At 44.7% G+C, this 21,128-nt stretch carries 18 protein-coding genes; 4 read left to right on the top strand and 14 right to left on the bottom strand.

Features of this window, described 5'->3' with window-relative positions; translation table 11 throughout:
* Nucleotides 1–34 precede the first annotated feature (34 nt).
* The gene (gene mutS / locus MHB37_RS18270) at nt 35–2,764 is read right to left on the bottom strand and encodes a DNA mismatch repair protein MutS (protein WP_076184448.1); all 2,730 of its coding nucleotides are present in this window, start codon (nt 2,762–2,764) and stop codon (nt 35–37) included.
* A 207-nt stretch (nt 2,765–2,971) separates the two neighbouring features.
* Between mutS and MHB37_RS18275 the strand changes: the two genes are divergently transcribed.
* Nucleotides 2,972–3,769, top strand: a complete 798-nt coding sequence (locus MHB37_RS18275; protein WP_076304078.1) for a GNAT family N-acetyltransferase — start codon at nt 2,972–2,974, stop codon at nt 3,767–3,769.
* A gap of 14 nt (nt 3,770–3,783) precedes the next feature.
* Here MHB37_RS18275 and MHB37_RS18280 read toward each other — a convergent pair whose 3' ends face one another.
* The 7 genes from MHB37_RS18280 to MHB37_RS18310 all read right to left on the bottom strand — a co-directional run bounded on the left by MHB37_RS18280 (nt 3,784) and on the right by MHB37_RS18310 (nt 10,980).
* Nucleotides 3,784–4,635: a putative amidoligase domain-containing protein gene (locus MHB37_RS18280; RefSeq protein WP_405169614.1), complete on the bottom strand. Its 852-nt coding sequence runs from the start codon at nt 4,633–4,635 to the stop codon at nt 3,784–3,786.
* A gap of 608 nt (nt 4,636–5,243) precedes the next feature.
* On the bottom strand, nt 5,244–5,801 hold the full coding sequence (locus MHB37_RS18285) for an outer spore coat protein CotE (protein WP_036687755.1): 558 nt from the start codon (nt 5,799–5,801) through the stop codon (nt 5,244–5,246).
* A gap of 226 nt (nt 5,802–6,027) precedes the next feature.
* On the bottom strand, nt 6,028–7,050 hold the full coding sequence (locus tag MHB37_RS18290; protein WP_051491532.1) for an HD-GYP domain-containing protein: 1,023 nt from the start codon (nt 7,048–7,050) through the stop codon (nt 6,028–6,030).
* A gap of 164 nt (nt 7,051–7,214) precedes the next feature.
* Nucleotides 7,215–8,201 (bottom strand): aromatic acid exporter family protein, encoded by a 987-nt coding sequence (locus MHB37_RS18295; RefSeq protein WP_076128366.1) that lies wholly within the window; start codon nt 8,199–8,201, stop codon nt 7,215–7,217.
* Nucleotides 8,202–8,294: 93 nt separating this feature from the next.
* On the bottom strand, nt 8,295–9,131 hold the full coding sequence (locus MHB37_RS18300; protein ID WP_076128364.1) for an ABC transporter permease: 837 nt from the start codon (nt 9,129–9,131) through the stop codon (nt 8,295–8,297).
* Nucleotides 9,131–9,907, bottom strand: coding sequence for an ABC transporter ATP-binding protein (locus tag MHB37_RS18305; RefSeq protein ID WP_076128362.1), 777 nt, complete (start codon nt 9,905–9,907; stop codon nt 9,131–9,133). Before MHB37_RS18305 ends, MHB37_RS18300 begins: the two co-directional genes overlap by 1 nt.
* 50 nt (nt 9,908–9,957) lie before the next feature.
* The gene (locus MHB37_RS18310) at nt 9,958–10,980 is read right to left on the bottom strand and encodes an ABC transporter substrate-binding protein (RefSeq protein WP_076128360.1); all 1,023 of its coding nucleotides are present in this window, start codon (nt 10,978–10,980) and stop codon (nt 9,958–9,960) included.
* A 271-nt stretch (nt 10,981–11,251) separates the two neighbouring features.
* On the opposite strand from MHB37_RS18310, the gene MHB37_RS18315 reads away from it, so the two are divergent.
* Nucleotides 11,252–12,955: an alpha-amylase family glycosyl hydrolase gene (locus MHB37_RS18315; protein WP_405168337.1), complete on the top strand. Its 1,704-nt coding sequence runs from the start codon at nt 11,252–11,254 to the stop codon at nt 12,953–12,955.
* On the opposite strand, the gene MHB37_RS18320 is transcribed toward MHB37_RS18315, so the two are convergent.
* On the bottom strand, nt 12,942–13,295 hold the full coding sequence (locus MHB37_RS18320) for a hypothetical protein (RefSeq protein ID WP_139331022.1): 354 nt from the start codon (nt 13,293–13,295) through the stop codon (nt 12,942–12,944). The genes MHB37_RS18315 and MHB37_RS18320 overlap by 14 nt on opposite strands.
* A gap of 468 nt (nt 13,296–13,763) precedes the next feature.
* Between MHB37_RS18320 and MHB37_RS18325 the strand changes: the two genes are divergently transcribed.
* Entirely contained in the window at nt 13,764–14,003 is a 240-nt protein-coding gene (locus MHB37_RS18325) for a hypothetical protein (RefSeq protein WP_036687997.1), read from the top strand.
* A 2,471-nt stretch (nt 14,004–16,474) separates the two neighbouring features.
* Here MHB37_RS18325 and MHB37_RS18330 read toward each other — a convergent pair.
* Nucleotides 16,475–16,702, bottom strand: a complete 228-nt coding sequence (locus MHB37_RS18330; protein ID WP_038571602.1) for a hypothetical protein — start codon at nt 16,700–16,702, stop codon at nt 16,475–16,477.
* Nucleotides 16,703–16,824: 122 nt separating this feature from the next.
* On the opposite strand from MHB37_RS18330, the gene MHB37_RS18335 reads away from it, so the two are divergent.
* Complete coding sequence (locus MHB37_RS18335) at nt 16,825–17,451, top strand: FMN-dependent NADH-azoreductase (protein WP_076128352.1); 627 nt, start codon at nt 16,825–16,827, stop codon at nt 17,449–17,451.
* Nucleotides 17,452–17,554: 103 nt separating this feature from the next.
* Here MHB37_RS18335 and rsgA read toward each other — a convergent pair whose 3' ends face one another.
* The 4 genes from rsgA to MHB37_RS18355 all read right to left on the bottom strand — a co-directional run bounded on the left by rsgA (nt 17,555) and on the right by MHB37_RS18355 (nt 21,032).
* Nucleotides 17,555–18,646: a ribosome small subunit-dependent GTPase A gene (gene rsgA / locus MHB37_RS18340; RefSeq protein WP_076219216.1), complete on the bottom strand. Its 1,092-nt coding sequence runs from the start codon at nt 18,644–18,646 to the stop codon at nt 17,555–17,557.
* A 381-nt stretch (nt 18,647–19,027) separates the two neighbouring features.
* A complete protein-coding gene (locus MHB37_RS18345) occupies nt 19,028–19,699 on the bottom strand; it encodes an HAD family hydrolase (protein WP_076280028.1) in 672 nt (223 codons plus the stop codon).
* A 160-nt stretch (nt 19,700–19,859) separates the two neighbouring features.
* Complete coding sequence (locus MHB37_RS18350; protein WP_036688004.1) at nt 19,860–20,315, bottom strand: DUF3939 domain-containing protein; 456 nt, start codon at nt 20,313–20,315, stop codon at nt 19,860–19,862.
* 120 nt (nt 20,316–20,435) lie between these two features.
* The gene (locus tag MHB37_RS18355; protein ID WP_036688006.1) at nt 20,436–21,032 is read right to left on the bottom strand and encodes a metalloregulator ArsR/SmtB family transcription factor; all 597 of its coding nucleotides are present in this window, start codon (nt 21,030–21,032) and stop codon (nt 20,436–20,438) included.
* Between the last annotated feature and the right edge of the window lie 96 nt (nt 21,033–21,128).

Here is a 21,128-nt window from a genome sequence, read left to right on the forward strand (position 1 = left end):
CCTCTTATTTAGGCAATCAATTATTATAAAATCTTTATTGCAGATCCTTAACCTTCATCTTCAGCTCGTTCAACAGACTCATCGCCTGCAGCGGCGTCATATTCATAAGATCAGCGTCACGCACAGAAGAAATGAACTCTTTTAGCGCAGGATTCTCTTGGATTTCGGTTACCGCAACTTGATGTGCACTACCTTTGCGATTCTTGCGTGGTTCTTCCTCACCAAAGATAGACAACTGAACAACCTCATTTTCTACAGGTGCCTCAGTGATGACACTTACGGCTTGCGCTATCGAGGATGCGCTAGCAACTTCTCTTACAGCCGCCTGTCTTTCGAGGCTTCCCCCGTAATGAAGTTCAGAACCACCAGGATGGGCTGCCTGCTCAATGCTCTGCAAGAGACCATAAGCTCGGTCAATAATCCCTTCAGGAAGACCCGCAAGACGTGCACAATAGATGCCATAGCTGCTGTCAGCCGCTCCAGGAACTAGCTTGCGCAGGAAGTTAACTTTATCACCGCTCTCTTGAACAGCCATAGAGTAATTCCGCAGTCCTTTAAGACTTCCTTCCAAATGAGCCAATTCATGAAAATGCGTCGAAACTAGAGCTTTGCAAGAAATAACATCATGTACATATTCAATAACCGCCTGAGCGATGGCCATACCTTCACTGGTCGAGGTACCTCTTCCCAGCTCATCAATAATAATCAAGCTACGAGCTGTTGCTTTCTCTGTCATAACCTGGATATCAGCCATTTCCACCATAAATGTACTTTGTCCACCGATCAAATCATCAGCTGCTCCAATACGAGTAAAGATCCGGTCTATAAGCGGAACTTCAGCACTGTTTGCTGGTACAAAACATCCAATCTGAGCCATGATGCAGATCAGCGCCACCTGACGCATGTAAGTACTTTTTCCCGCCATATTAGGACCTGTAATTAGAAGAATATTACCTTCTTCCTTACTCAGCGTGCTTCCATTTGCAATAAAAGCAGAATCTTTAAGCACCGCCTCCACAACTGGATGACGGCCCCCTTCAAGCCGAAGATCATAACCATCCGAAAGGACTGGCTTCACAAAACGATGTTCGGCACTAACTGCCGCCAAGCATTGATATACATCAATTTCGGCAACCTTTTCCGCAAGATTTTGCAGGCGGGGAATTTGCCCGCTGATGCGATCACGCAGCTCGGTAAACAGGCTGTATTCCAAATCCGTCATTTTATCCTGAGCTTCAAGGATGAGTGCTTCCTTCTCTTTAAGCTCAGGAGTGACAAAACGCTCTGCGTTGGCAAGCGTCTGCTTACGTTCATATCTTCCTTCCGGCAGTGCAGCCAGATTGGATTTGGTGATCTCTATGAAATACCCGAAGATTTTGTTATAGCCGATCTTCAGTGACTTAATGCCAGTGGCCTGTCTTTCCTTAGCTTCCAGTTCAGCGATCCAACGTTTACCGTTACTGCTAGCTTCCCTAAGCTCGTCCAAACGTTCATGATAACCGGAACGGATAATGCCACCGTCGCGCACAGACACCGGGGCATCCTCGACGATTGCGCGGTCAATATCCTCTCGCAGCTCAGCGCATTCATCCATACTTGCACCGATCTCTCGTAAAGTAGCTGAACCGGAGGTCATACATAAATCCTTCAATGCAGGAATTTGCGCCAGCGATAATTTCAGAGCATTCATATCACGGCCATTGGCGCTGCCAAAAGCAATACGACCCACCAAACGCTCCAAATCATAAATTTCTTTAAGCGCTAAACGCAGGTCCTCGCGAACGATAAACTGATTGTACAAATAATCGACAGCCTCTAGGCGCCGTTCGATCGGAGCTCGCTGCAATAGCGGCTTATCAATTCTGCGGCGCAACAGACGGGCGCCCATCGACGTTTCCGTTCGATCCAGCAGCCAGAGCAGGGATCCTTTTTTGGAGCGTTCGCGAACCGTCTCGGTTAGTTCAAGATTCCGGCGTGTAAATGGATCTAGAATCATATAATTGCCTGGTTCATAAGGAGAAATCTGACTAAGCTGCCCTAACGAACGCCGCTGGGTCTCATTCAGATAAGAGATCAGAAGCGCCAGACATTGTCCACGTTCCTTCTCTAGACGTACCCATGCCGCTTCACCGAACTGACGACGTGCCAGCTCCTCCTCGCGTTTCTCCCAAGGGGTGTAAACTACAGGTTTGGCTAACAGCGGCGTTTCGCTTCGCAGGATCTCCAAAAGTGCAGCGTCTCCGATGATCTCAGCCGGTTCATAAATGCCAATCTCATCACGCAGCCATTCGGCTCCAGATAATACCGAAGTAACATACAGCTCACCAGTTGTTAAATCGCAGGCAGCTAATGCCATCATTCCGTCACTTTCGGTGACGCAAACGAGGTAGTTATTGCTCTTGTCAGCAATGATTTTTCCATCCATCACGGTTCCTGGTGTCACGACGCGTACAATATCCCGCTTCACCATGCCTTTAGTGACTGAAGCATCCTCTAACTGCTCACAAATGGCGACTTTATATCCTTTTTCTATCAGGCGTTGAATATATCCCTCGGCGGCGTGGTAAGGCACTCCACACATAGGGATTTTCTCCTCGCCCCCGCCTTCGCGGCCTGTCAACGTAATCTCAAGCTCCTTGGAAGCCAAAATGGCATCTTCAAAGAACATTTCATAGAAATCGCCCAGTCTAAAAAATAGGAAGGCATCCTTAGCCCCTTCCTTTACCTTTAAATATTGCTCTATCATCGGCGTATATTGTGCCATGGTCAACCTCCATGCCTATTTAATGCTGTCCCCCATTATAACAGAAAATTGATGGACAAAGTTACCCTGAAACCTCACATTAGTACAACGAAAGACTAGAATACTTATCAGACAAACACTTACATGAGGTATATTCTTCTGCTTTTAAATATTGTAAAATCTTAACACAGAGCGTCAGCCCATATAAAAATCAAAGGAGAATACAATATGATACGAAAGCTAACGAAGGATGATCAAGAGCTGCTGATGGCATTGCTGCGGAAAGAGCCGGCGCTTAATTTATTTATCATTGGCGATGTGGAGAATTTTGGGTTTGAGCAGGATTTCATGGATTTATGGGGAGAGATTGATCCAGCCGACGGGCGGATAAAAGCCGTTCTGCTGCGCTTCTATAGAAGTTACCTTCCTTATGCAGATGGCCCTTTTGATGTCGAGGGGTTCGCTGAGATTATCCGAAAGGATAATGACATACATATGATCTCCGGAGCCTCAGAGGTGGTGAAGGCTTTTGACGGGGAAATTAATTTCAAACAAGTAAAACAGCTGTATTTTGCTGAATTAAAAGAAATGAACAATAAAATAAGTGAGTCCTTCTCTTCAGCTGAGCCTATTAAAAAAGCTACGGTTCAGGATGTAGAAGCGATTTGCGCACTCACGGATACCATTGAAGAATTTGAAAGCAGCCGGAATGGTTCAAGAACCAGCCTGCGTAAAACGCTGGAAAGCAACACCGGCCGCACCTATTATATAGAACGGGAAGATAAGGTCATTGTCACCGCTTCAACTTCAGCGGAAAATTCCATGTCAGCGATGATTGTAGGGGTTGCCACACATCAAGCATTCAGAGAGCAAGGCCTTGCTTCGCGCGTAATGGCACAGCTATGTGCAGACCTGCTCCATGAAGGAAAGTCATTATGCCTCTTTTATGACAACCCACATGCCGGAGTTATTTATAAACGACTTGGTTTTCAAGATATCGGTTCATGGACCATTGTTAACATGTAGACCAAATAGTAAAATCACACTTTTACTTTGCTGCACCATAACTCACGTATATCCCGTGATTCATCCCACGTCCGTTCAGCGGCAATATAGTCGAATAAAGGCTCGATATAGGGGGCGGCAATCTCGTAGCCGCCTAGGGAACGCAGCTGCGCCAGCAATGGGGGGATTGCGGCGCGCAGCGGAGATTTATCGCCGCTGTAGTAGGCGATATGCAGGTCTTCCCGGTCGAGCGGGCGTTGTGTCAGGTCCTCATAATGGCTCACGATTAGGTGAGCCAGATAGACCGCGCCTTTAGCGATGACCGGGGATACCAGGAAGCTCGGCAAGGTCCGGTACTCGAAGCCGCCATGCGGCTGAGTCCGGAAATCGCCGAGCACGCCGTATCGGGGACGACGCGCCCCTGCGCGGACGTCTTCGAGCAGAAGCATGGGCAGCGCGAGATAGTTATCGAGTGCGCGCAGCAGCGGCGCCGTCAGCGTCACGCCGCTGAAGTGCAGATGGCCGCCGAGGGCCCAGCCCGTCAGCGGCATGCCTCCCGCCCGCCAGCGCAGCGAGCGGTCGGCGATGAGCCGGTCCGCCAGCGCCGCGGCGGACATCAGCTGCGCCAGCAGTGCGCGCGGTTCCCCGCGCGGCTGAGGGCGCAGCTCGGCGACCGGGAACGCGCCGCGCGTTCCCGGAGGTCCGGCGTCGCAGCCAGCGACGCCGTCCGTGGGCAGGTACCGCGACGCAGGCACGACGCGGCCGGTGGATTCCCGGAGGATGATAAACCCGGGTCCATGCCCATCAGCAGGCCGCTGCGGCCCGGCTGCTCCAGAGCCAGCTTTCGTTCCAGCGCTAACGCTGCGGAACGATAAGGCTCGGGCAATCGTTGCCCGGAGGTCTTTACTAGTGGAGTGACTCCCTCCACCACATACCTCCGGTTCCCCATTGCCCTCAGCAGGACCTCACCGCTATCCAGCCCCAAGCTGTACAGCGTGCGGACAGCAATCCGCTGGAGCAATTTCATCACCCCGCGAAGCTCTCCCCGCAGTCGGCCTCCCGTGGTATTGCTCTCGGCATTAGCAATCCTCACAGCTTCGCTGTAATTATCGGCGGCCGCACGCATTCCAAGACCTGCTCCAAGCAAAGAGATGTGGAGGACAGTCAAATGATAAACCAATATCTTATAACACTGCCTGTGGCCCTTCTCAGTAGCATGTGAAGCATATGTATCGACAAACCGTTTTCCAGAGGGCGTCAGCGTTGCTTCAACCCCGCTTCTAAGCAATCTGGACTCTCTCTCTGCCACAGACAATTCTGAATACACCTTAAGACCTTCATTCATACTCTTTAGCGCCTCCATCCGAGCGTGAACCTTTTTTCATCCTAAAAATAAATAAAAAAAAGGAGGGCATTCGCCCTCTACGCCGCCGCACTCCCTACATATAATGGACCATAACCCATTGATACTCAGTTAACGGCGGCGTATCCTTCCTTACAGCTCATCATCCAGATTGTCAGGGTCCAGATCATCGTAATCGAAGCTATCACCTTCAAAATCATAATCCTTGTCTTCTGGATCATCACTTTGCTCAGTGACATACACACGGACTTTGGTCTCAGCCACCAACTCCACTTCGAATTCGCGCTCTACGCGAAGTGTCACACTGCCTCCGCCTGGCGATACGCCCGCTTCTACACAGTTGGGTTCCTGCGTTGCCTCCGCAGAGACCTCAACTGTTGAAGTGCGGTGTCTCGTGTCCAGGTAGGAAAGCGGAATGAGCTCCACATAAGAGACTGTTTCCTTTGCTACCTCGGTCTGCTTGTTCTTGTCGTACGAGTACCAGATGTTTACATCATAAGTACCAATTACTTCGATTCCGTTCCCGGCGGCAACCGCTTCGTATTGGTGGTTGATAATCCAAGCCCCCAAAATACTAGTCGGATGATGTGGCGGAGTCACGGTATGGGTTGCTGTAGAGAACTTACGACCTTTGCCGCAAATTGCCTTCGTAATGATCTCCCTTGTTTGACGTTTATGGCTTAATGACATCTTTGAACCTCCTCCATACAATCATTCACTATCAAGTGTATGCAGGTTCTAGGCATTTGTTGATTGTTAGACTATAAATAAATTTGAGTAAGCCCTCAAGAAGGCTTTTTCAGGAGACTCATAGTTCATTTTATTTCAAATTTTGTACATATATGAGTAGATTCCAAAAATGGTCCAACCTGTTCCGGAGCCATTCCTACCCCCTCAAAAAACCTTAAAACACCAGCTATTGCGGGATTACCCGCACAATTCCAAGTGATCTGTGTTTGCTTAAGTCAATAAAATCCTCATCAATATTCACCAGTGGCCGCAAAGGGTCTGTAGCAAGAATCATAACAATTTTTCCTTTTCGCCCATCTGTCAATTCCACTTCGTTCCCTAGCATTGACTGCATTAACTTATTAATAAACACTCTGCAAATATAAGGGTCGAGCTTACCGAACACGCTCTCCTCCATTTGCAGTAATACTTCGTATAAAGGAGCCGCTTTACGATAAAATCGGTCGGAAGTCATCGCGTGAAACACATCAGCCACAGCAACGATTTTACTGAAATCAGTAATCCGGTTCCCAAGCACACCAAATGGATAGCCACTGCCGTCCATTCTTTCATGATGCTGTAAGGCTACTAGCGCTTGGGTATGGTTTGTGCCTACCGTATCCCTGATCATCTCATACCCAAAGGTCGTATGCTTTTTCATCAGCTGAAACTCTTCGTCAGATAATGGACCGGGCTTAGTTAATATGTCATCCGGGATTCTCATTTTGCCGATATCGTGAAGAGTCGCTGCAATGGTCAACATGCTCAAATCCTCAGACTTTAGCTTCAGCCATTTGCCTAGCAGGGTAGATATTATGCCCACAGCTACATTATGTCTGTATGTATAATCATCTTTGGTCTGCAAAGCAGCCAATACTCCGTAGAAGTCATTCTTTTCGCTTACCTGCTGGATAAACGGAATCACTTCATTTCTAACTTCCAGCATAGGAATTCTTTTATTTTTGTTATGACGAATCTGTTCAAAAATATTCTCAATCGCAGCTGTACAATCATCAATTGCAAGCTGGAAAAATTCCGCGCTATCCAGCTGGACGACGTCATGAGATTCCAGAGTGATCTTATGTTGACGAATTAATCTAATATGTTCAGCACTCAATAAAGTCAATGCGGGTAAAACAAATACTCCTTTGTCATTAAAGAGGTTAGCTACAAGTTGTTTTCCGATAAATGATTCCATATCTTTGTCCATACGCCTCACCTGCCAATGCGGAAAATTCGTATATGAATTTCCTGCTTGAATTTGAACTCACCCTATAATTGTTAATCCCTTTCGAAGATCAACTTTTAGTTCATACATATTTTATCGTGATTTCAGGGGCGAATGTTAATACTTCACTTTATTAAAGCCTAATTTTAAGCTTTTTTCCGGGTGAGCAAACGTTTCTCAGGCTTATAGCTGACCGGTATTTTATGGCGTTTCGCAATTTTTAAATACAGTGCCAATTCTCTGCAAAGCTGCAGAATCGCTGATCGCACTTCAAATTCCTCACGTGTCTCTGGCAAATCCATGCTTTCAAACTCATGTTCAAGCTCTTCCAGCAAATGTTCCGTGCGGCCTGTATATTCTTCAGCCAAAACATCTCCGCTAAGCTGGTCGAACAATTCAGCTACCATCTCTCCATGCGGTAAATGGCGATATACTTGAGAAATCAGCTGCATCATGCTTTGTATCGATTCCAGCTGCTCCTTACGCATATAGAAATAGACATTCCAAGCTTCATCAGGATGAATTACATGATTCTCCATCTCGCGAGTAGCTGCTGTCAGTCCCCGCTGCACTGCATTATCCGCATCAATTAATTCTTTGCCATCCCACATATACGCAGGCTCACGCAAAGTACGGGCCATTTGAGTAAAAATAACTGAAAAGTATCGATCCACTTCCTTGCGGATTCCATAAATAACTCCCCCAGTCTGTGGCATGTAAATTAAGTTGACCACCCCCGCTGAACCGAGACCTATGGCCAGTAGCTCTACTTGCTGCAACAACACATGTAGCGATAACTCAGCTTGTCCAAACACACGAAACACAATAACAGAGCTAGTGACAATCCCTTCCTTGTAGCCAGACTTCACAATCATCGGAAAGCCAACAAGAACGTACAGTCCAAGTACCCAGTAATGAAACCCTAATATCCAAAATAAAATACACCCAAAAAAGAGTCCCACGAGCGAGGCCAAAAAACGCGCCGTTATCGTCCGGAAACTCCTTTTCAAGGTAACCTCCACACCCAGAATGGCTAAAAGCCCTGCACTTTGTGCATTGGGTATGCCTACTGCAGACGCGAGAAGAACGGACATTAACGTCGCAGCAGCTGTTTTAATCACACGAAATCCCATAACCCTATCTCTCCTTAAAAGCACTAACCGTTAATAGGTAAAGATATAGACATGTTACAAGATTTTGTGAATGGACACAACGTTACATTAGACTTACCGACGGTATAACAAGCGCTTCTCCAGATACACTACCAGTTGATACATTGCCGTTGCAACGGCTGCAATAATCAGCAGACTGGACATTACAAGCGTGAAATTAAACACCTGGAATCCATATATGATCAGGTACCCAAGACCGGATTTTGCTACTAGAAACTCTCCTACGATAACCCCGACCCATGACATTCCCACATTCACCTTTAGGGTAGAGACCACCGTTGGAAAAGATGCCGGAAGAATCACTTTAAAAAACACCTGAACTTTAGAAGCTCCAAAAGAGCGGACCACCTTCACCAGATTAGGATCCACACTGCAAAAGCTATTGTAAACAACAAGTGTAGTAATAATCACCGTAATCGATAGGGTTGTCACAACGATAGCGGTGAAACCCGCCCCGAACATTACGATAAAAATCGGCCCCAAGGCCACCTTCGGCATACTGTTAAAGACAACCATAAACGGATCAAGCACCGCTGATAAAAACGGAGACCACCAAATAATCACTGCCAGCAGCGTTCCTAACAAGGTTCCCAGAACAAAGCCTACCGCAGTCTCTCCTACCGTCATCCCCAAATGAGGCCACAAGCTTCCACTGATCATATCCTGCCAAATCTGTTTGAAGATTTTTGTCGGGTAGCTGAACAATAACTCATCAATCCAGCCCATTCTTGCTCCCGCTTCCCACAACACAAAGAACAGCAGCAACAGACTGCTTCTTACAGCAATAACCTGATTACGCCGGCGCTGTTTAGTTTTTTTGAAATCCACATGCATTTGCTGCAGCCACAGTTCACGGGAAGCTAAGACACCCGCTTGCTCTGTTCGTTTCATTAGCTTTCCCTCCCTGCGATCTCCATCTCTGTCCATACTTCATGAAAAAGCTCCGCAAACCCTGGCTGATCACGCGCATACAGCGGTGGGGCTGAGCGGATTAGCTCCGGAACAGGAAAAACTTTACGAATCTTCCCTGGATTTCGCTGCAATAAAATAACCCTACTGCTGACCGCAATCGCTTCTGACAGATCATGCGTGACCAAAATAGCCGTGGTTCCCCGGCTGCGTAAGGTCTCTGAGACTAAATCTTCCAGCTGAAGTTTGATCTGATAATCAAGTGCCGAGAACGGCTCGTCTAACAGCAGCAGTCCTGGATTGGTAGCTAATGTTCGTACAAGAGCCACCCGTTGCCGCATCCCTCCGGATAACTGAGAAGGATAGGCCTGTTCTTTCCCTTCTAATCCCATCTCGCGCAGCAGCTCCAAAGTCCGGTTATGGCTCTCCTCGTTTAAGCTTCCGGTCAGCTCCAGTCCAAGCACGGCATTGTCAAGAATACTCCGCCAAGGAAAAAGATAATCCTGCTGCAGCATATATCCAACCTCAGGTGAAGGGCCTAGAATGGGTTGGCCATTTACGAATACTTCTCCCTCAGAGGGCTGCAGCAGTCCGGCAATAATCGATAGGAGAGTCGTCTTACCACAGCCACTTGGGCCTACTAAGCTGACGAATTCTCCTTGCTCGACATTAAGATTTAGATCCTCAACGGCCAGTGAAGCTTCCCGATCGCCGAGATAGGCATGCGTTACTCCCTTTAATTGCACTACTGGAAGCAAGGTCATCCCCTCCTTATAGTTAACAAAATCCATTTAGGATCTTATCTCTCTTATTTAGAGCTACTGCTCTTTATGGTCTTTTCAGCTTTTTCAGCAAAAGTATTATTCACGATCTTTTCTGCTGGAACACGTTCTTTAAGTTCACCTGCGTTGTCCATAACATCTAGCAGATTATTCCATTCTTCATTATCAACAACCGGATTAATGGCGTAGGTGTCCTGTTCCTTGTAGCGTTTTACAGCAGAAATCACAATGTCACGATCCGTTTTATCAAAATAAGTTATTATGGCATCCGTAATTTCTTCAGGACTATGTTCCTTCACCCAAAGCTGAGCACGCTGGATGGCATTAGTGAACTTTTGCACGGTGTCTCCATTTTTGCTAATGTAGCTGTTTTTTGACATGAATACCGTATAAGGTAAATAACCGCTCTCCACCCCAAACGATGCCACTACAGCTCCCCGGTCTTCTCGTTCGAAGATAGAGGCCTGCGGCTCAAACAGCTGCACATAATCCCCAGTACCTGAAGCAAATGCACCGGCAATATTAGCAAAATCGATATTTTGGATCAAGGTAATATCCTTCGCAGGATCAATTCCCTTTTTAGATAAAGTAAACGCGCCTGCCATTTGTGGCATTCCGCCTTTTCTTTGACCAAGGAAGGTAGAGCCCTTCACTTTATCCCAATTAAAATCTCCATCAGCCTTCCGGGCGAACAGAAATGTTCCATCCCTTTGAGTCAGCTGTGCAAAATTAATGACCGGATCATCCGAGCCCTGCTGATACACGTAAATGGAGGTTTCTGAACCAACCAACGCCACATCAATAGCTCCTGAGAGCAATGCAGTCATGGTTTTATCTCCACCGGGAATCGTCTGCAGTTCTACATCCAGCCCTTCATCTTTGAAGAAACCTTGAGTCAAGGCAACATACTCGGGTGCATAAAAGACAGAGCGGGTAACCTCCCCAATCTTCACCTTTACCGTCTCTGACTTTCCGCCGCAACCGGCAAGTACTGAAAAGCATAAAGTAATGATCATGAGCGACAATGACAGCTTTTTCCGAATCTTCATTCTTCATTCTCCTTTCTTACCGGGTCCTTCGCCCTTGCTTAAAGCATATGCACATGCCTACTGAAAGGTTAAAATCCCGAATATCGTGGGGAATTAAAAGAATATCCATGATATCAGCGGTTTTTATTGATTTTATGGATAAATATCACTGGATTTGCTGTTTTTATATCTGTGCAAACGTTTTACCTGAGGATTTGATTACAGTACTATAAGAATTAAAGCGCTTACCATTTCCTTTATAGGAAAATTGCAGCAGAAGGGGTTATTTTATATGGATAAACTAGCAACATCTATCGCCAAAAAACACACAATAAACGGACTTTTGACTCTTAGCTTAACTGCCGTTCTGCTATCCGGTTGTTCAGGAAATAATAACAATATTCCCTCCTCTGCCTCCCCTTCTCCATCGCCAAAAGCAAATACAGCTCAGAATACTACAACACCTCCCGCTGCAAAAACGATTACCACTGACGAACAGCCTTCAACGGTTTATTATGAGATTTTTGTTCGTTCATTCTATGACTCTGACGGGGATGGCATCGGTGACCTCAAAGGGATTACCAAAAAATTAGATTACTTAAATGACGGAAATCCTGACACCACAGACGATCTGGGGATCGGTGGGATTTGGCTTATGCCTATTAACCCTTCACCAAGCTATCATGGTTACGATGTGACAGATTATCGTGCAATCAATCCAGATTATGGGACGATTGAGGATTTACAAGAGCTCGTTACGGAGGCGCATAAACGTGGGATTAAAGTAATTATGGATTTGGTCGTGAATCATACCTCCAAAGAACATCCTTGGTTCGTAGATTCCGCTAAAAATAAAGACAGCAAATATCGCGACTGGTACATATGGGCCGAAGATCAAGGACGCCCTGCCAATGGAGCTAGTGCCGCTGGTAGTGGCAGTGCATGGCACTCTTTACTGGGTAGTCATTATCTAGGTGGCTTTTGGGAAGGCATGCCTGATCTAAATTTTGATCATACGGAAGTTCGTAATGAAATGAAAGATATCGGCAAGTTTTGGCTGGAACAAGGGGTTGATGGATTTCGTTTAGATGCTGCTAAACATATATACGAAGACCTTCTAAGCGACAAAAGCCAAGCCACAACCAATAAAAATGTATCTTGGTGGCAGGATTTCCGCAAAGCGATGAATGAAGTGAATCCTCAAGCTTATATTGTCGGCGAAGTATGGGAGAATTCTGCAGTCACCGTAGGGGCTTATTTAGATCAAGCCTTCGACTCTAGCTTTAACTTTGGGTTAGCCGAGACCCTTATTAATTCCGTGAAAACTGAAAAAGACAGCGGGACTGCCTTTACGCTGGAACGTACGTATAATTTGTACTCCAAAATATCTGATAGCCATTTTACCGATGCAATTTTTTTGACAAATCATGATCAAAACAGAGTCATGAGTCAATTAGACGGCAATCTGGATCATGCAAAAATGGCAGCAGCCCTGCTGTTAACCTTACCTGGAAATCCTTTTATTTATTATGGTGAAGAAATAGGAATGCTTGGTGTAAAACCAGATGAAGGAATTCGTGAGCCCATGAGATGGATGACAGCGGATCAGGGTGAGGGGCAGACTACTTGGGAGGTCGGCAGCAATAACGCTGATGATGTTAGCATTAATGTCGAAAGCCAGACTAACGACAGCAGCTCACTGCTTAAAAGATACCGCGAACTCATTGCGTTAAGAAACGAAGTCTCTGCGCTCCGTGATGGCGGAATTCGAGACTACACTTCTGGCAATGCAGGGGTAATGGCCTACGAACGTATAACAACAGAGGATCAAGTCCTCGTTGTTCATAACCTAACTGGAGATGAACAAATCATTACGCTTCATCCAAATGCCGAGGGTATCTCTTACACCAAGATCCAAAAGACAACTGCTGACAAAGTGACCTTAAATTCAGATCAGCTTACTCTTCCTCCCTATTCAACGGTTATTGTGGACTAGGAAAAGAAGAGGAATGAAACACCCACTCTGCAACAGAACCACATAATTGTGCTTTCGATATAGGAAGAGCTACAATCCAGTCTTGGGAAGGATCGCTGCTCATTCGCAGCAACCAGCCACTTGAATGATCGCTTATGAAGCTAGCATACTGAAACTTCCAGCCATTTTCACTAGAAATACAGAGTCGCAATTCTCCCTCTGCGTCGAAGCATTTCATCACTTGTGCAAGATGGTTGGAATGGACATCATCTCCTGTCTCTGCAGCTAAACACTCTGAGAGTCTGTGAACCGTAGAGGAATCAGAGCCTTTTTTCAGCTCCTCGAACCTTTTTTTTGACATTAGTAACGCCGGAATCCCGTGAGCAAAGGGCTCCATCGCTCTCTCACATTCGAACAACTCGAGACAAAAGCTCTCTGTTTCCTCTCTGTTCTTCAGCACACACGGGGAGAGTCCGGTGTATTATTGCAGTAGGCTAGTATTTTATCCTTATGTATTTGTAAACACAGATCTTTAGTTTTCTCCTTCTCTCTATATTTGAATCTACCTATCCTTTCTGCTGTAGACGCAGTATTTAACAATTCATTTAAAACTACTTGGTCGGTTACCCGATCTGGAAATAAAAATTCCGTTAAATCCGTTAAATCCGTTCGTTCTTTCTCATTCACATTATTGTATCCTTCCTGTATTACATATAAATGTATATTAAACTAGCAATCTTTATGTTATCATAAGCTAATTTTAAGGTAAAATTAAGAAACAAGGGGTATGATCATTAACATGAAATACTTGTAGCGAGGTGATTTCAAAATGAGAATGCTCATCACATTTCAGAACAAACTTGTACCTGTGTATTTCACAACAGAAAATAAACAGCCCACTCAAAAAGTACTTAGATTACTTAACAGTACGCTGGAGCTCAAAATTCAAAAGGGCAAAAGTGCCCTCCAGAAATGCCTCAATTCTCTGATTAGTATCGAAATTAAAGGCTCTGAAGCTATATTGCACAGTTACAGTGAAAATGATTCATTGGCGCTATCCCTCTATTAATGGAGGGGTAGTTTTTTTGTCACAACATTGCTGTCCTCAGCTTTCTAATAAGGAACGTCCTAAGTAGCCAAGAGGTGCTGCTTGGACTCGTTGTCTTTTTGAAGCTAAACTTGATCCAAAATGACACTCCGTTTGATTTAGATACTATTTGCGCATACATAGGTATACATAGCTTCAACTCTCAAAGTCAGGGACCTTGGTTCGCTGGTTCTGCTTGGTTCTACTTTGTACTGATTTTGTGCTATTTCATGGCACGTTTGGATTGCTGCTTGCCGGCCATCCCCATAGCCGGCTGCTTTCGGACTCAGATGACCTTAATCGTAACTTTTGGGCTCATTTGGAATTCTAACGGACCCCAGGGTCACTATTGGCTCGAAAAACACTAATTATCGACCTCAAAAAGCTAAATAGCTGCGCTGGAGTCCGAAACTCTGCTCTAATGTTCATAAATTCGCACATAGCGTCATCTGAGTCCGCGGTAATCTAAATTCGAAACTCAGTTTGCTTTAGTTGCTATTGTCGTGTACATAGTTGCTACTGTCGCGTACATAGTTGCTACTGTTGTAGCTTTAGTCGCTGCTTTTGAACTCATAGCCACTGCTTTCGGACTCAGATGACCTTAATCGTAACTTTTGGGCTCATTTGGAATCCCATCGGACCCCAGAGTCGCTATTGGCGCGAAAAGCACTAATTATCGACCTCAAAAAGCTGAATAGCTGCATTGGAGTCCGATACTCTGCTCTGATGCTCATAAATTCGCATATAGCGTCATCTGAGTCCGCAGTAATCTAAATTCGAAACTCAGTTTGCTTTAGTTGCTATTGTCGTGTACATAGTTGCTACTGTCGCGTACATAGTTGTTACTATCGTGTACATAGTTGTTACTATCGCGTACATAGTTACTACTGTTGTAGCTTTAGTCGCTGCTTTTGAACTCATAGCCACTGCTTTCGAACTCATAGTTGGATGCTTTCGGACTCAGATGACCTTAATCGCAACTTTTGGGCTCATTTGGAATTCTAACGGACCCCAGGGTCACTATTGGCTCGAAAAACACTAATTATCGACCTCAAAAAGCTAAATAGCTGCGCTGGAGTCCGAAACTCTGCTCTAATGTTCATAAATTCGCACATAGCGTCATCTGAGTCCGCGGTAATCTAAATTCGAAACTCAGTTTGCTTTAGTTGCTATTGTCGTGTACATAGTTGCTACTGTCGCGTACATAGTTGCTACTGTTGTAGCTTTAGTCGCTGCTTTTGAACTCATAGCCACTGCTTTCGGACTCAGATGACCTTAATCGTAACTTTTGGGCTCATTTGGAATCCCATCGGACCCCAGAGTCGCTATTGGCGCGAAAAGCACTAATTATCGACCTCAAAAAGCTGAATAGCTGCATTGGAGTCCGATACTCTGCTCTGATGCTCATAAATTCGCATATAGCGTCATCTGAGTCCGCAGTAATCTAAATTCGAAACTCAGTTTGCTTTAGTTGCTATTGTCGTGTACATAGTTGCTACTGTCGCGTACATAGTTGTTACTATCGTGTACATAGTTGTTACTATCGCGTACATAGTTACTACTGTTGTAGCTTTAGTCGCTGCTTTTGAACTCATAGCCACTGCTTTCGAACTCATAGTTGGATGCTTTCGGACTCAGATGACCTTAATCGCAACTTTTGGGCTCATTTGGAATCCTATCGGACCCCAGAGTCACTATTGGCGCGAAAAACACTAATTATCGACCTCAAAAAGCTGAATAGCTGCGCTGGAGTCCGAAACTTTGCTCTAATGACTAAAAATTCGTATATAGCGTCATCTGAGTCCGTTGGCCGCTGAGGATACTTGGAAGGTCACTTAGCGAGTGATTTGTTGTCTGACTTAGCCGTTAACTTGGTGTGTAGCTCAGTGAGTTACTCGGCGGGTGACTTGGTGTTACTTGGTGTGTAGCTCAGTGAGTTAATCAACGGGTGATTAGTTGTGTTAGTCAGTGAGGTGACTTAGCCGTTAACTAGGTGTGTGACTCAGTGGGTAACTCAGCGGGAGATTTGTTGTGTGCCTTAGTAAGTCGTTTAGCGGTTGACTTAATGTGTGACTCAGTTAGTAACCTACACGTTACTAGTTATGTGACTCAGTTAGTAACTTAGCCGTTAACTTGGCGTGTGACTGACTCAGTGTGTAACTTAGCAGTTGACTTGGTATGTAACTCAACAAATGACTTTGCATGGGTCATCAGATTAGATGTAGCGGGTGGCCTGACCCTACCATGTCACCTGCCAAAAGTGACGTTTGTCGTAGGTTGGCTTTCATTGCTGCCCCTTTATGCTGAAGCAATCTGCCAGGACTAAAAAACGCAGAGCAGTGATCCCCCCTTAACGGGAGGATCACTGCTCTGCTATATTTACGGACTTTTTTAACCCAAGGACTCTGTCTCATTCAGCGAAAAATCTACTATTAGGAAGAGCTAAGCAATTATCAGCTGATCTTGTAATTCTTCTGCTCTGCTTTTTCAGCTTTCTGGATTCGAAGTCTAAATAGCTTCACTAAATTCTGACGCGTATGCTCTTCGTGACAGCTGTCCAATTTTTTAATAATAAACCGATCGATGGACATGTCAATCGCTCCTTTTAGATCATTCTGGAACTTATAGAGACAGGAAATTATTTCCTGTTCTCTTGTATCACCTATTAACCTTGTTTTCATTTTTTCAAACTCCTTAAGCGCAAACAAATTTCAAGAACAAAAAAATAATTTACAAACAAAAGATTATATGCTATATTAAATATAGTTAATATTAAATACACACATGCAAGGGAGAAATCATAATGTCTAAAGTTCTATTTATTAAAGCAAACAACCGTCCAGCAGAACAATCCGTAAGTGTTAAGCTGTACAATGAATTCTTGGAGAGCTACAAACTCAACCACCCAGAAGATGAAATCACTGAGCTTGATCTGTTCGCAGAGCAACTTCCATACTACGACAATACCCTGATCACTGGTATGTATAAAGCCGCTCAAGGATACGAAGCAACACCTGAGGAAGCAGCTGGTGCCGCTATCGTTAATAAATATCTTAATCAGTTCATCGCTGCAGATAAGGTAGTATTCGGTTTCCCACTGTGGAACATGACTGTACCTGCTGTATTGCACACATATGTAGATTACCTTTGCCAAGCTGGTAAAACATTCTCTTACACTGCTGAAGGTCCAGTTGGTCTTTTGACAGGTAAAAAAGCAATCGTTCTGAATGCAAGAGGCGGTATCTACTCTGAAGGTCCTGCTGCAAGTGCTGAAATGGCAGTAAACTTCATCGTTGGTAACCTTAACCTGTGGGGAATTAAAGATATTACACAAGTAATCATCGAAGGCCACAACCAACTTCCAGCACAATCCGCTGAAATCATTGAAAACGGATTGCAACTGGCTAAGGAAACTGCTGCATCCTTCTAAACCATAACCGTTTAGATTCAATTCAATAATGAAGGGCGCCCCTTAGCTGTCAAAAGCTAAGGGGCGCCCTTTTTCAATGTCTATGCCGTTATATCAATTCTTTTTAATATTCATCCAGCTCTTTACGCCATCCGTATCCTCTGGTTCTGGATGAACTCACTTTAGTGGAAGCTGCGCTTTTTCTCTTAAGCTTGACTTCTTTATTATTTTGGTACAATACTTCTCGTTGTGTTTTTCGGTAGTTGAATAGTCTCTTCTCTTCCAGTTCACCTGTTTGGACTGCTTCCAGTACAGCACAGCCCTCTTCGCGTTCATGTCTACAGTTACTAAACCGGCAGTTAGAAGCTAGACCGCTGATATCACTAAACGCTAGATCAAGACCACCTTCATCTTCCCAGAGCTGCAGCTCCCGCATCCCCGGTGTATCTACGATAATCCCCCCATCCGGCAAAACAAACAGTTCACGGTGGGTAGTAGTATGACGTCCGCGGCTATCCCCTTCTCTAACATCCTGCGTAATCTGAAGGTTCTTCCCGCATAGCCAGTTGACCATTGTCGACTTCCCACAACCGGAAGAGCCCGTAAGAGCTACTGTTTGACCCTCACCAATGTAAGGCAGCAGCTTCTCGCGTCCTTCATCTTGTATTGCACTAACAGCATGTACTGATACTCCGGGAGCCGCGCTCTCCATTTCAGCGATTTTACTGTCTGCATCCGGACAAAGATCCGCTTTAGTGAGTAGAATAACTGGATTTGCCCCACTATTCCAAGCCATGATCAGATATCTCTCCATCCGGCGAACATTAAAGTCATCATTCAACGCGCTGACCAGAAATAATGTGTCTACATTGGAGGCAACAATTTGCTCATCTTGTGTATTTCCTGCGACCTTGCGTGAGATCACACTCTGCCGAGGCAATACGCCATGTATGATTCCATGCTCGCCGCCATCTTGCATCGCCAATGCTACCCAGTCTCCAATGGCAGGAAAATCACCCGAGGCTACAAATGTGTGTCTCAGCTTCCCGGCAAGCTCTCCCCACGTCTCTCCTACATCAGTTAACACCTTGTACTTACTGCCAAAGTCACCAACGATTCTCCCGGGAATAAATTGTTTATCCTCTGCATGACTCCACTTTTCATTCCATTTTGTACTCCAGTTTTCATTCCAACCATATTGCTTTATGCTATTCATTCATTTCCTCCTAAAAGATATGTTTATGTTTTTTCTTGCCCCTTGGCGTTTTCCGAGAACACAAAAAGCCGCCGGAAATAAAGACTCCGGCGGCGGTATATAGACATGTGGATTTATTACACCAAATCCAATCTTTCTATACACGCAAAAAAGCCACCGGACCCTATACGGTTCCCGGTGGCTCTAATAAGCGTAATTGAGCTTACCTGCTAAACTGCACGAATCAATTATTCGGCAGCAGCTGTTCCCGGAAGACACGTATCCACAACAGTTGAGTTCATTACATTTAAAACTGTCATAAAACATCGTCTCCTTCCGAAATTTAAGATGCTGTTATCATAATTGGTGCAGCAGTAAAATGTCAACCCCAAATTTTCCAGATTACAAAATAGCCTTTAATTCTTTCAGCTCACGGATCATTTTCCAAGGTTGGATGTCCAACTGATCGTCCCAAGGATGTTTCCTTTGCAGCCATATCCCTTCAAGGCCAGCCTTACCTGCCCCCCAGATATCATTTATCGGATGATCCCCTATAAACAAGGTTTGATCCGCAGAGGCACCCAGCCTGTCTAAAGCTAATTGATAAATCGCAGGATCAGGCTTCGCAATGCCAACTTCTCCAGATATAACAATAGCCTTGAAGTACTCTCGCAGGCCGAGAATATCAATTTTGGTGTTCTGGATTTCTTTTTTACCGTTGGTGACCAGCCCCAAAGTATATCCACGCTCCACGCAATACTCCAGAACCTCCAAAGCATGCTCCATGGCTGCACCATGATTGATGTAGCTCGCATCATAATACGCTCGGATATGTTCAGCCGACACAGGCTTTTCCCAAGGCAGGATCTCACTAAGTTCTAAAAAAAATCCGTCTTTATCACGGTAGCCATCAGCGTCTCTGTGGATCATATCCTCGATCACGGCCTGCGCTTCCGCAGGTTCAAGATGCCCAAGAAAATCCTGCACGAACTGAGTGCTAAAGCTGCGAAATGTATAGTCGCGATCCATTAAAGTATTGTCCAGATCAAATAAAATAGCTTGTACATCCTTCATCAAGCAATTCCCCTTACATGCTGTTAATTTTCAAACCTAACCTACAGAATGTAATTGTACTATGCCTTTAGAGACAAAGAAAAGACTATTCAACAAAAAGGATTTGTGGCTTCCCTTTTACTGAACAGTCTTTGTGAAGATTCATATCTGCGTCATTCCTTTACTCGAAATGCTCTGCCCGATGGGTCAGCATCATTTCTTCATCCGTAATATACAACGGAAAAGGAGGTGTTTCTTTTAGATAACTTTCTGTAGATAACAACCGATAATGAACCTCTGGCAACCAGGTGTCTTCAAGCAGTGGTAGCTTGCCTGTATCACTAATATAACTGTCTACAGCAGCCTGAACTAAATCAAGATAATACGGTACTAACTTGTCTTCTTCCTCGAAAATTTCATAGGTCTCTCGAGACATATAGAAATTCCGTTCGGGTATTCCACCCAAATAACGTTTCAGACGACTCATATCGATTCTTTTGTCCTCTAAGATTAATGCTGTTCTATTAATAGGTCCAGGCATATCTTCTTCGAACTTTCGAATCGCCTGTTTCACTTGAGGTAATGTGACGGTTACATGATCTGATTTGGGTTGCTTTTTTGTGCGTTTAAATAACATAACGAAAGTCTCCTTTCTAAATATGTCTCAGATAACGCTTACAATTCCATTTTATTCGAAATTCGAATAATTAATCAGTACATTTCAAATCGACACAGAATGTTAATATTTAAAAGATCATTATTTGACATATTCCCACCGAGTCCATACTTCTCGAGGATTTAGTTCATACTTGTCCTTCTCACGATACATAAACTGATGCATGATGAATTCACGACGAATAGTGGCAAAATCTTCATGAAACTGCTTAATAAACTCATTGATTTCCTTTTCCGTATAAACAACACCTGGCTCTAGCTTCTCAACCATGTATTGAAGCGCTATCAATTTCTTCTTGTATTGTGCGGGAATTTGCCGCAGCCGGCCATCTTTAGAGAAAAAATTACGAATTACAGTATCCTGAAGACTATTCTCAGGCAATTGCTCTTCCATATTCTCAGCTCCTTTCGAAAAAATAAATTGCAGTGAAGCTTCAGCCCCATTATTGATAAACTCCGGATTCAACTTAAAGTAAACTGTATTTTTGTCGCGTCTTTCCTTTATTAGAGCCGCTTCACGTAATTTAGCCGCATGATGAGTGACTGTAGGCTGCGATAAATTCAACTTCTCAGCCAGCGCTTGCCCATGCATTTCTCCTTGGGACAGAAGCAACAATAAGCGAAGACGCGTTGGATCAGCTAAAGCTTTATGATAACTCACGATTTTCTCCAACTGCACTGGGTTCACGCTCCTAGAATTTCACAATACATTGATACATTAGATATATATCTAATTATATAATAATCAACGTTGTTCTTGCAATGGTTATTATAC

Origin of the sequence: Paenibacillus sp. FSL H3-0286 (genome assembly GCF_045040705.1) — a bacterium.
Classification (GTDB): Bacteria; Bacillota; Bacilli; order Paenibacillales; family Paenibacillaceae; genus Paenibacillus_AQ; species Paenibacillus_AQ odorifer.

Coding starts and splice junctions, on each gene's coding strand:
- mutS (WP_076184448.1), bottom strand. CDS start 2,764: ATGGCACAATATACGCCGATGATAGAGCAATATTTAAAGGTAAAGGAA.
- MHB37_RS18275 (WP_076304078.1), top strand. CDS start 2,972: ATGATACGAAAGCTAACGAAGGATGATCAAGAGCTGCTGATGGCATTG.
- MHB37_RS18285 (WP_036687755.1), bottom strand. CDS start 5,801: ATGTCATTAAGCCATAAACGTCAAACAAGGGAGATCATTACGAAGGCA.
- MHB37_RS18290 (WP_051491532.1), bottom strand. CDS start 7,050: ATGGACAAAGATATGGAATCATTTATCGGAAAACAACTTGTAGCTAAC.
- MHB37_RS18295 (WP_076128366.1), bottom strand. CDS start 8,201: ATGGGATTTCGTGTGATTAAAACAGCTGCTGCGACGTTAATGTCCGTT.
- MHB37_RS18300 (WP_076128364.1), bottom strand. CDS start 9,131: ATGAAACGAACAGAGCAAGCGGGTGTCTTAGCTTCCCGTGAACTGTGG.
- MHB37_RS18310 (WP_076128360.1), bottom strand. CDS start 10,980: ATGAAGATTCGGAAAAAGCTGTCATTGTCGCTCATGATCATTACTTTA.
- MHB37_RS18315 (WP_405168337.1), top strand. CDS start 11,252: ATGGATAAACTAGCAACATCTATCGCCAAAAAACACACAATAAACGGA.
- MHB37_RS18320 (WP_139331022.1), bottom strand. CDS start 13,295: ATGTCAAAAAAAAGGTTCGAGGAGCTGAAAAAAGGCTCTGATTCCTCT.
- MHB37_RS18325 (WP_036687997.1), top strand. CDS start 13,764: ATGAGAATGCTCATCACATTTCAGAACAAACTTGTACCTGTGTATTTC.
- MHB37_RS18330 (WP_038571602.1), bottom strand. CDS start 16,702: ATGAAAACAAGGTTAATAGGTGATACAAGAGAACAGGAAATAATTTCC.
- MHB37_RS18335 (WP_076128352.1), top strand. CDS start 16,825: ATGTCTAAAGTTCTATTTATTAAAGCAAACAACCGTCCAGCAGAACAA.
- rsgA (WP_076219216.1), bottom strand. CDS start 18,646: ATGAATAGCATAAAGCAATATGGTTGGAATGAAAACTGGAGTACAAAA.
- MHB37_RS18345 (WP_076280028.1), bottom strand. CDS start 19,699: ATGAAGGATGTACAAGCTATTTTATTTGATCTGGACAATACTTTAATG.
- MHB37_RS18350 (WP_036688004.1), bottom strand. CDS start 20,315: ATGTTATTTAAACGCACAAAAAAGCAACCCAAATCAGATCATGTAACC.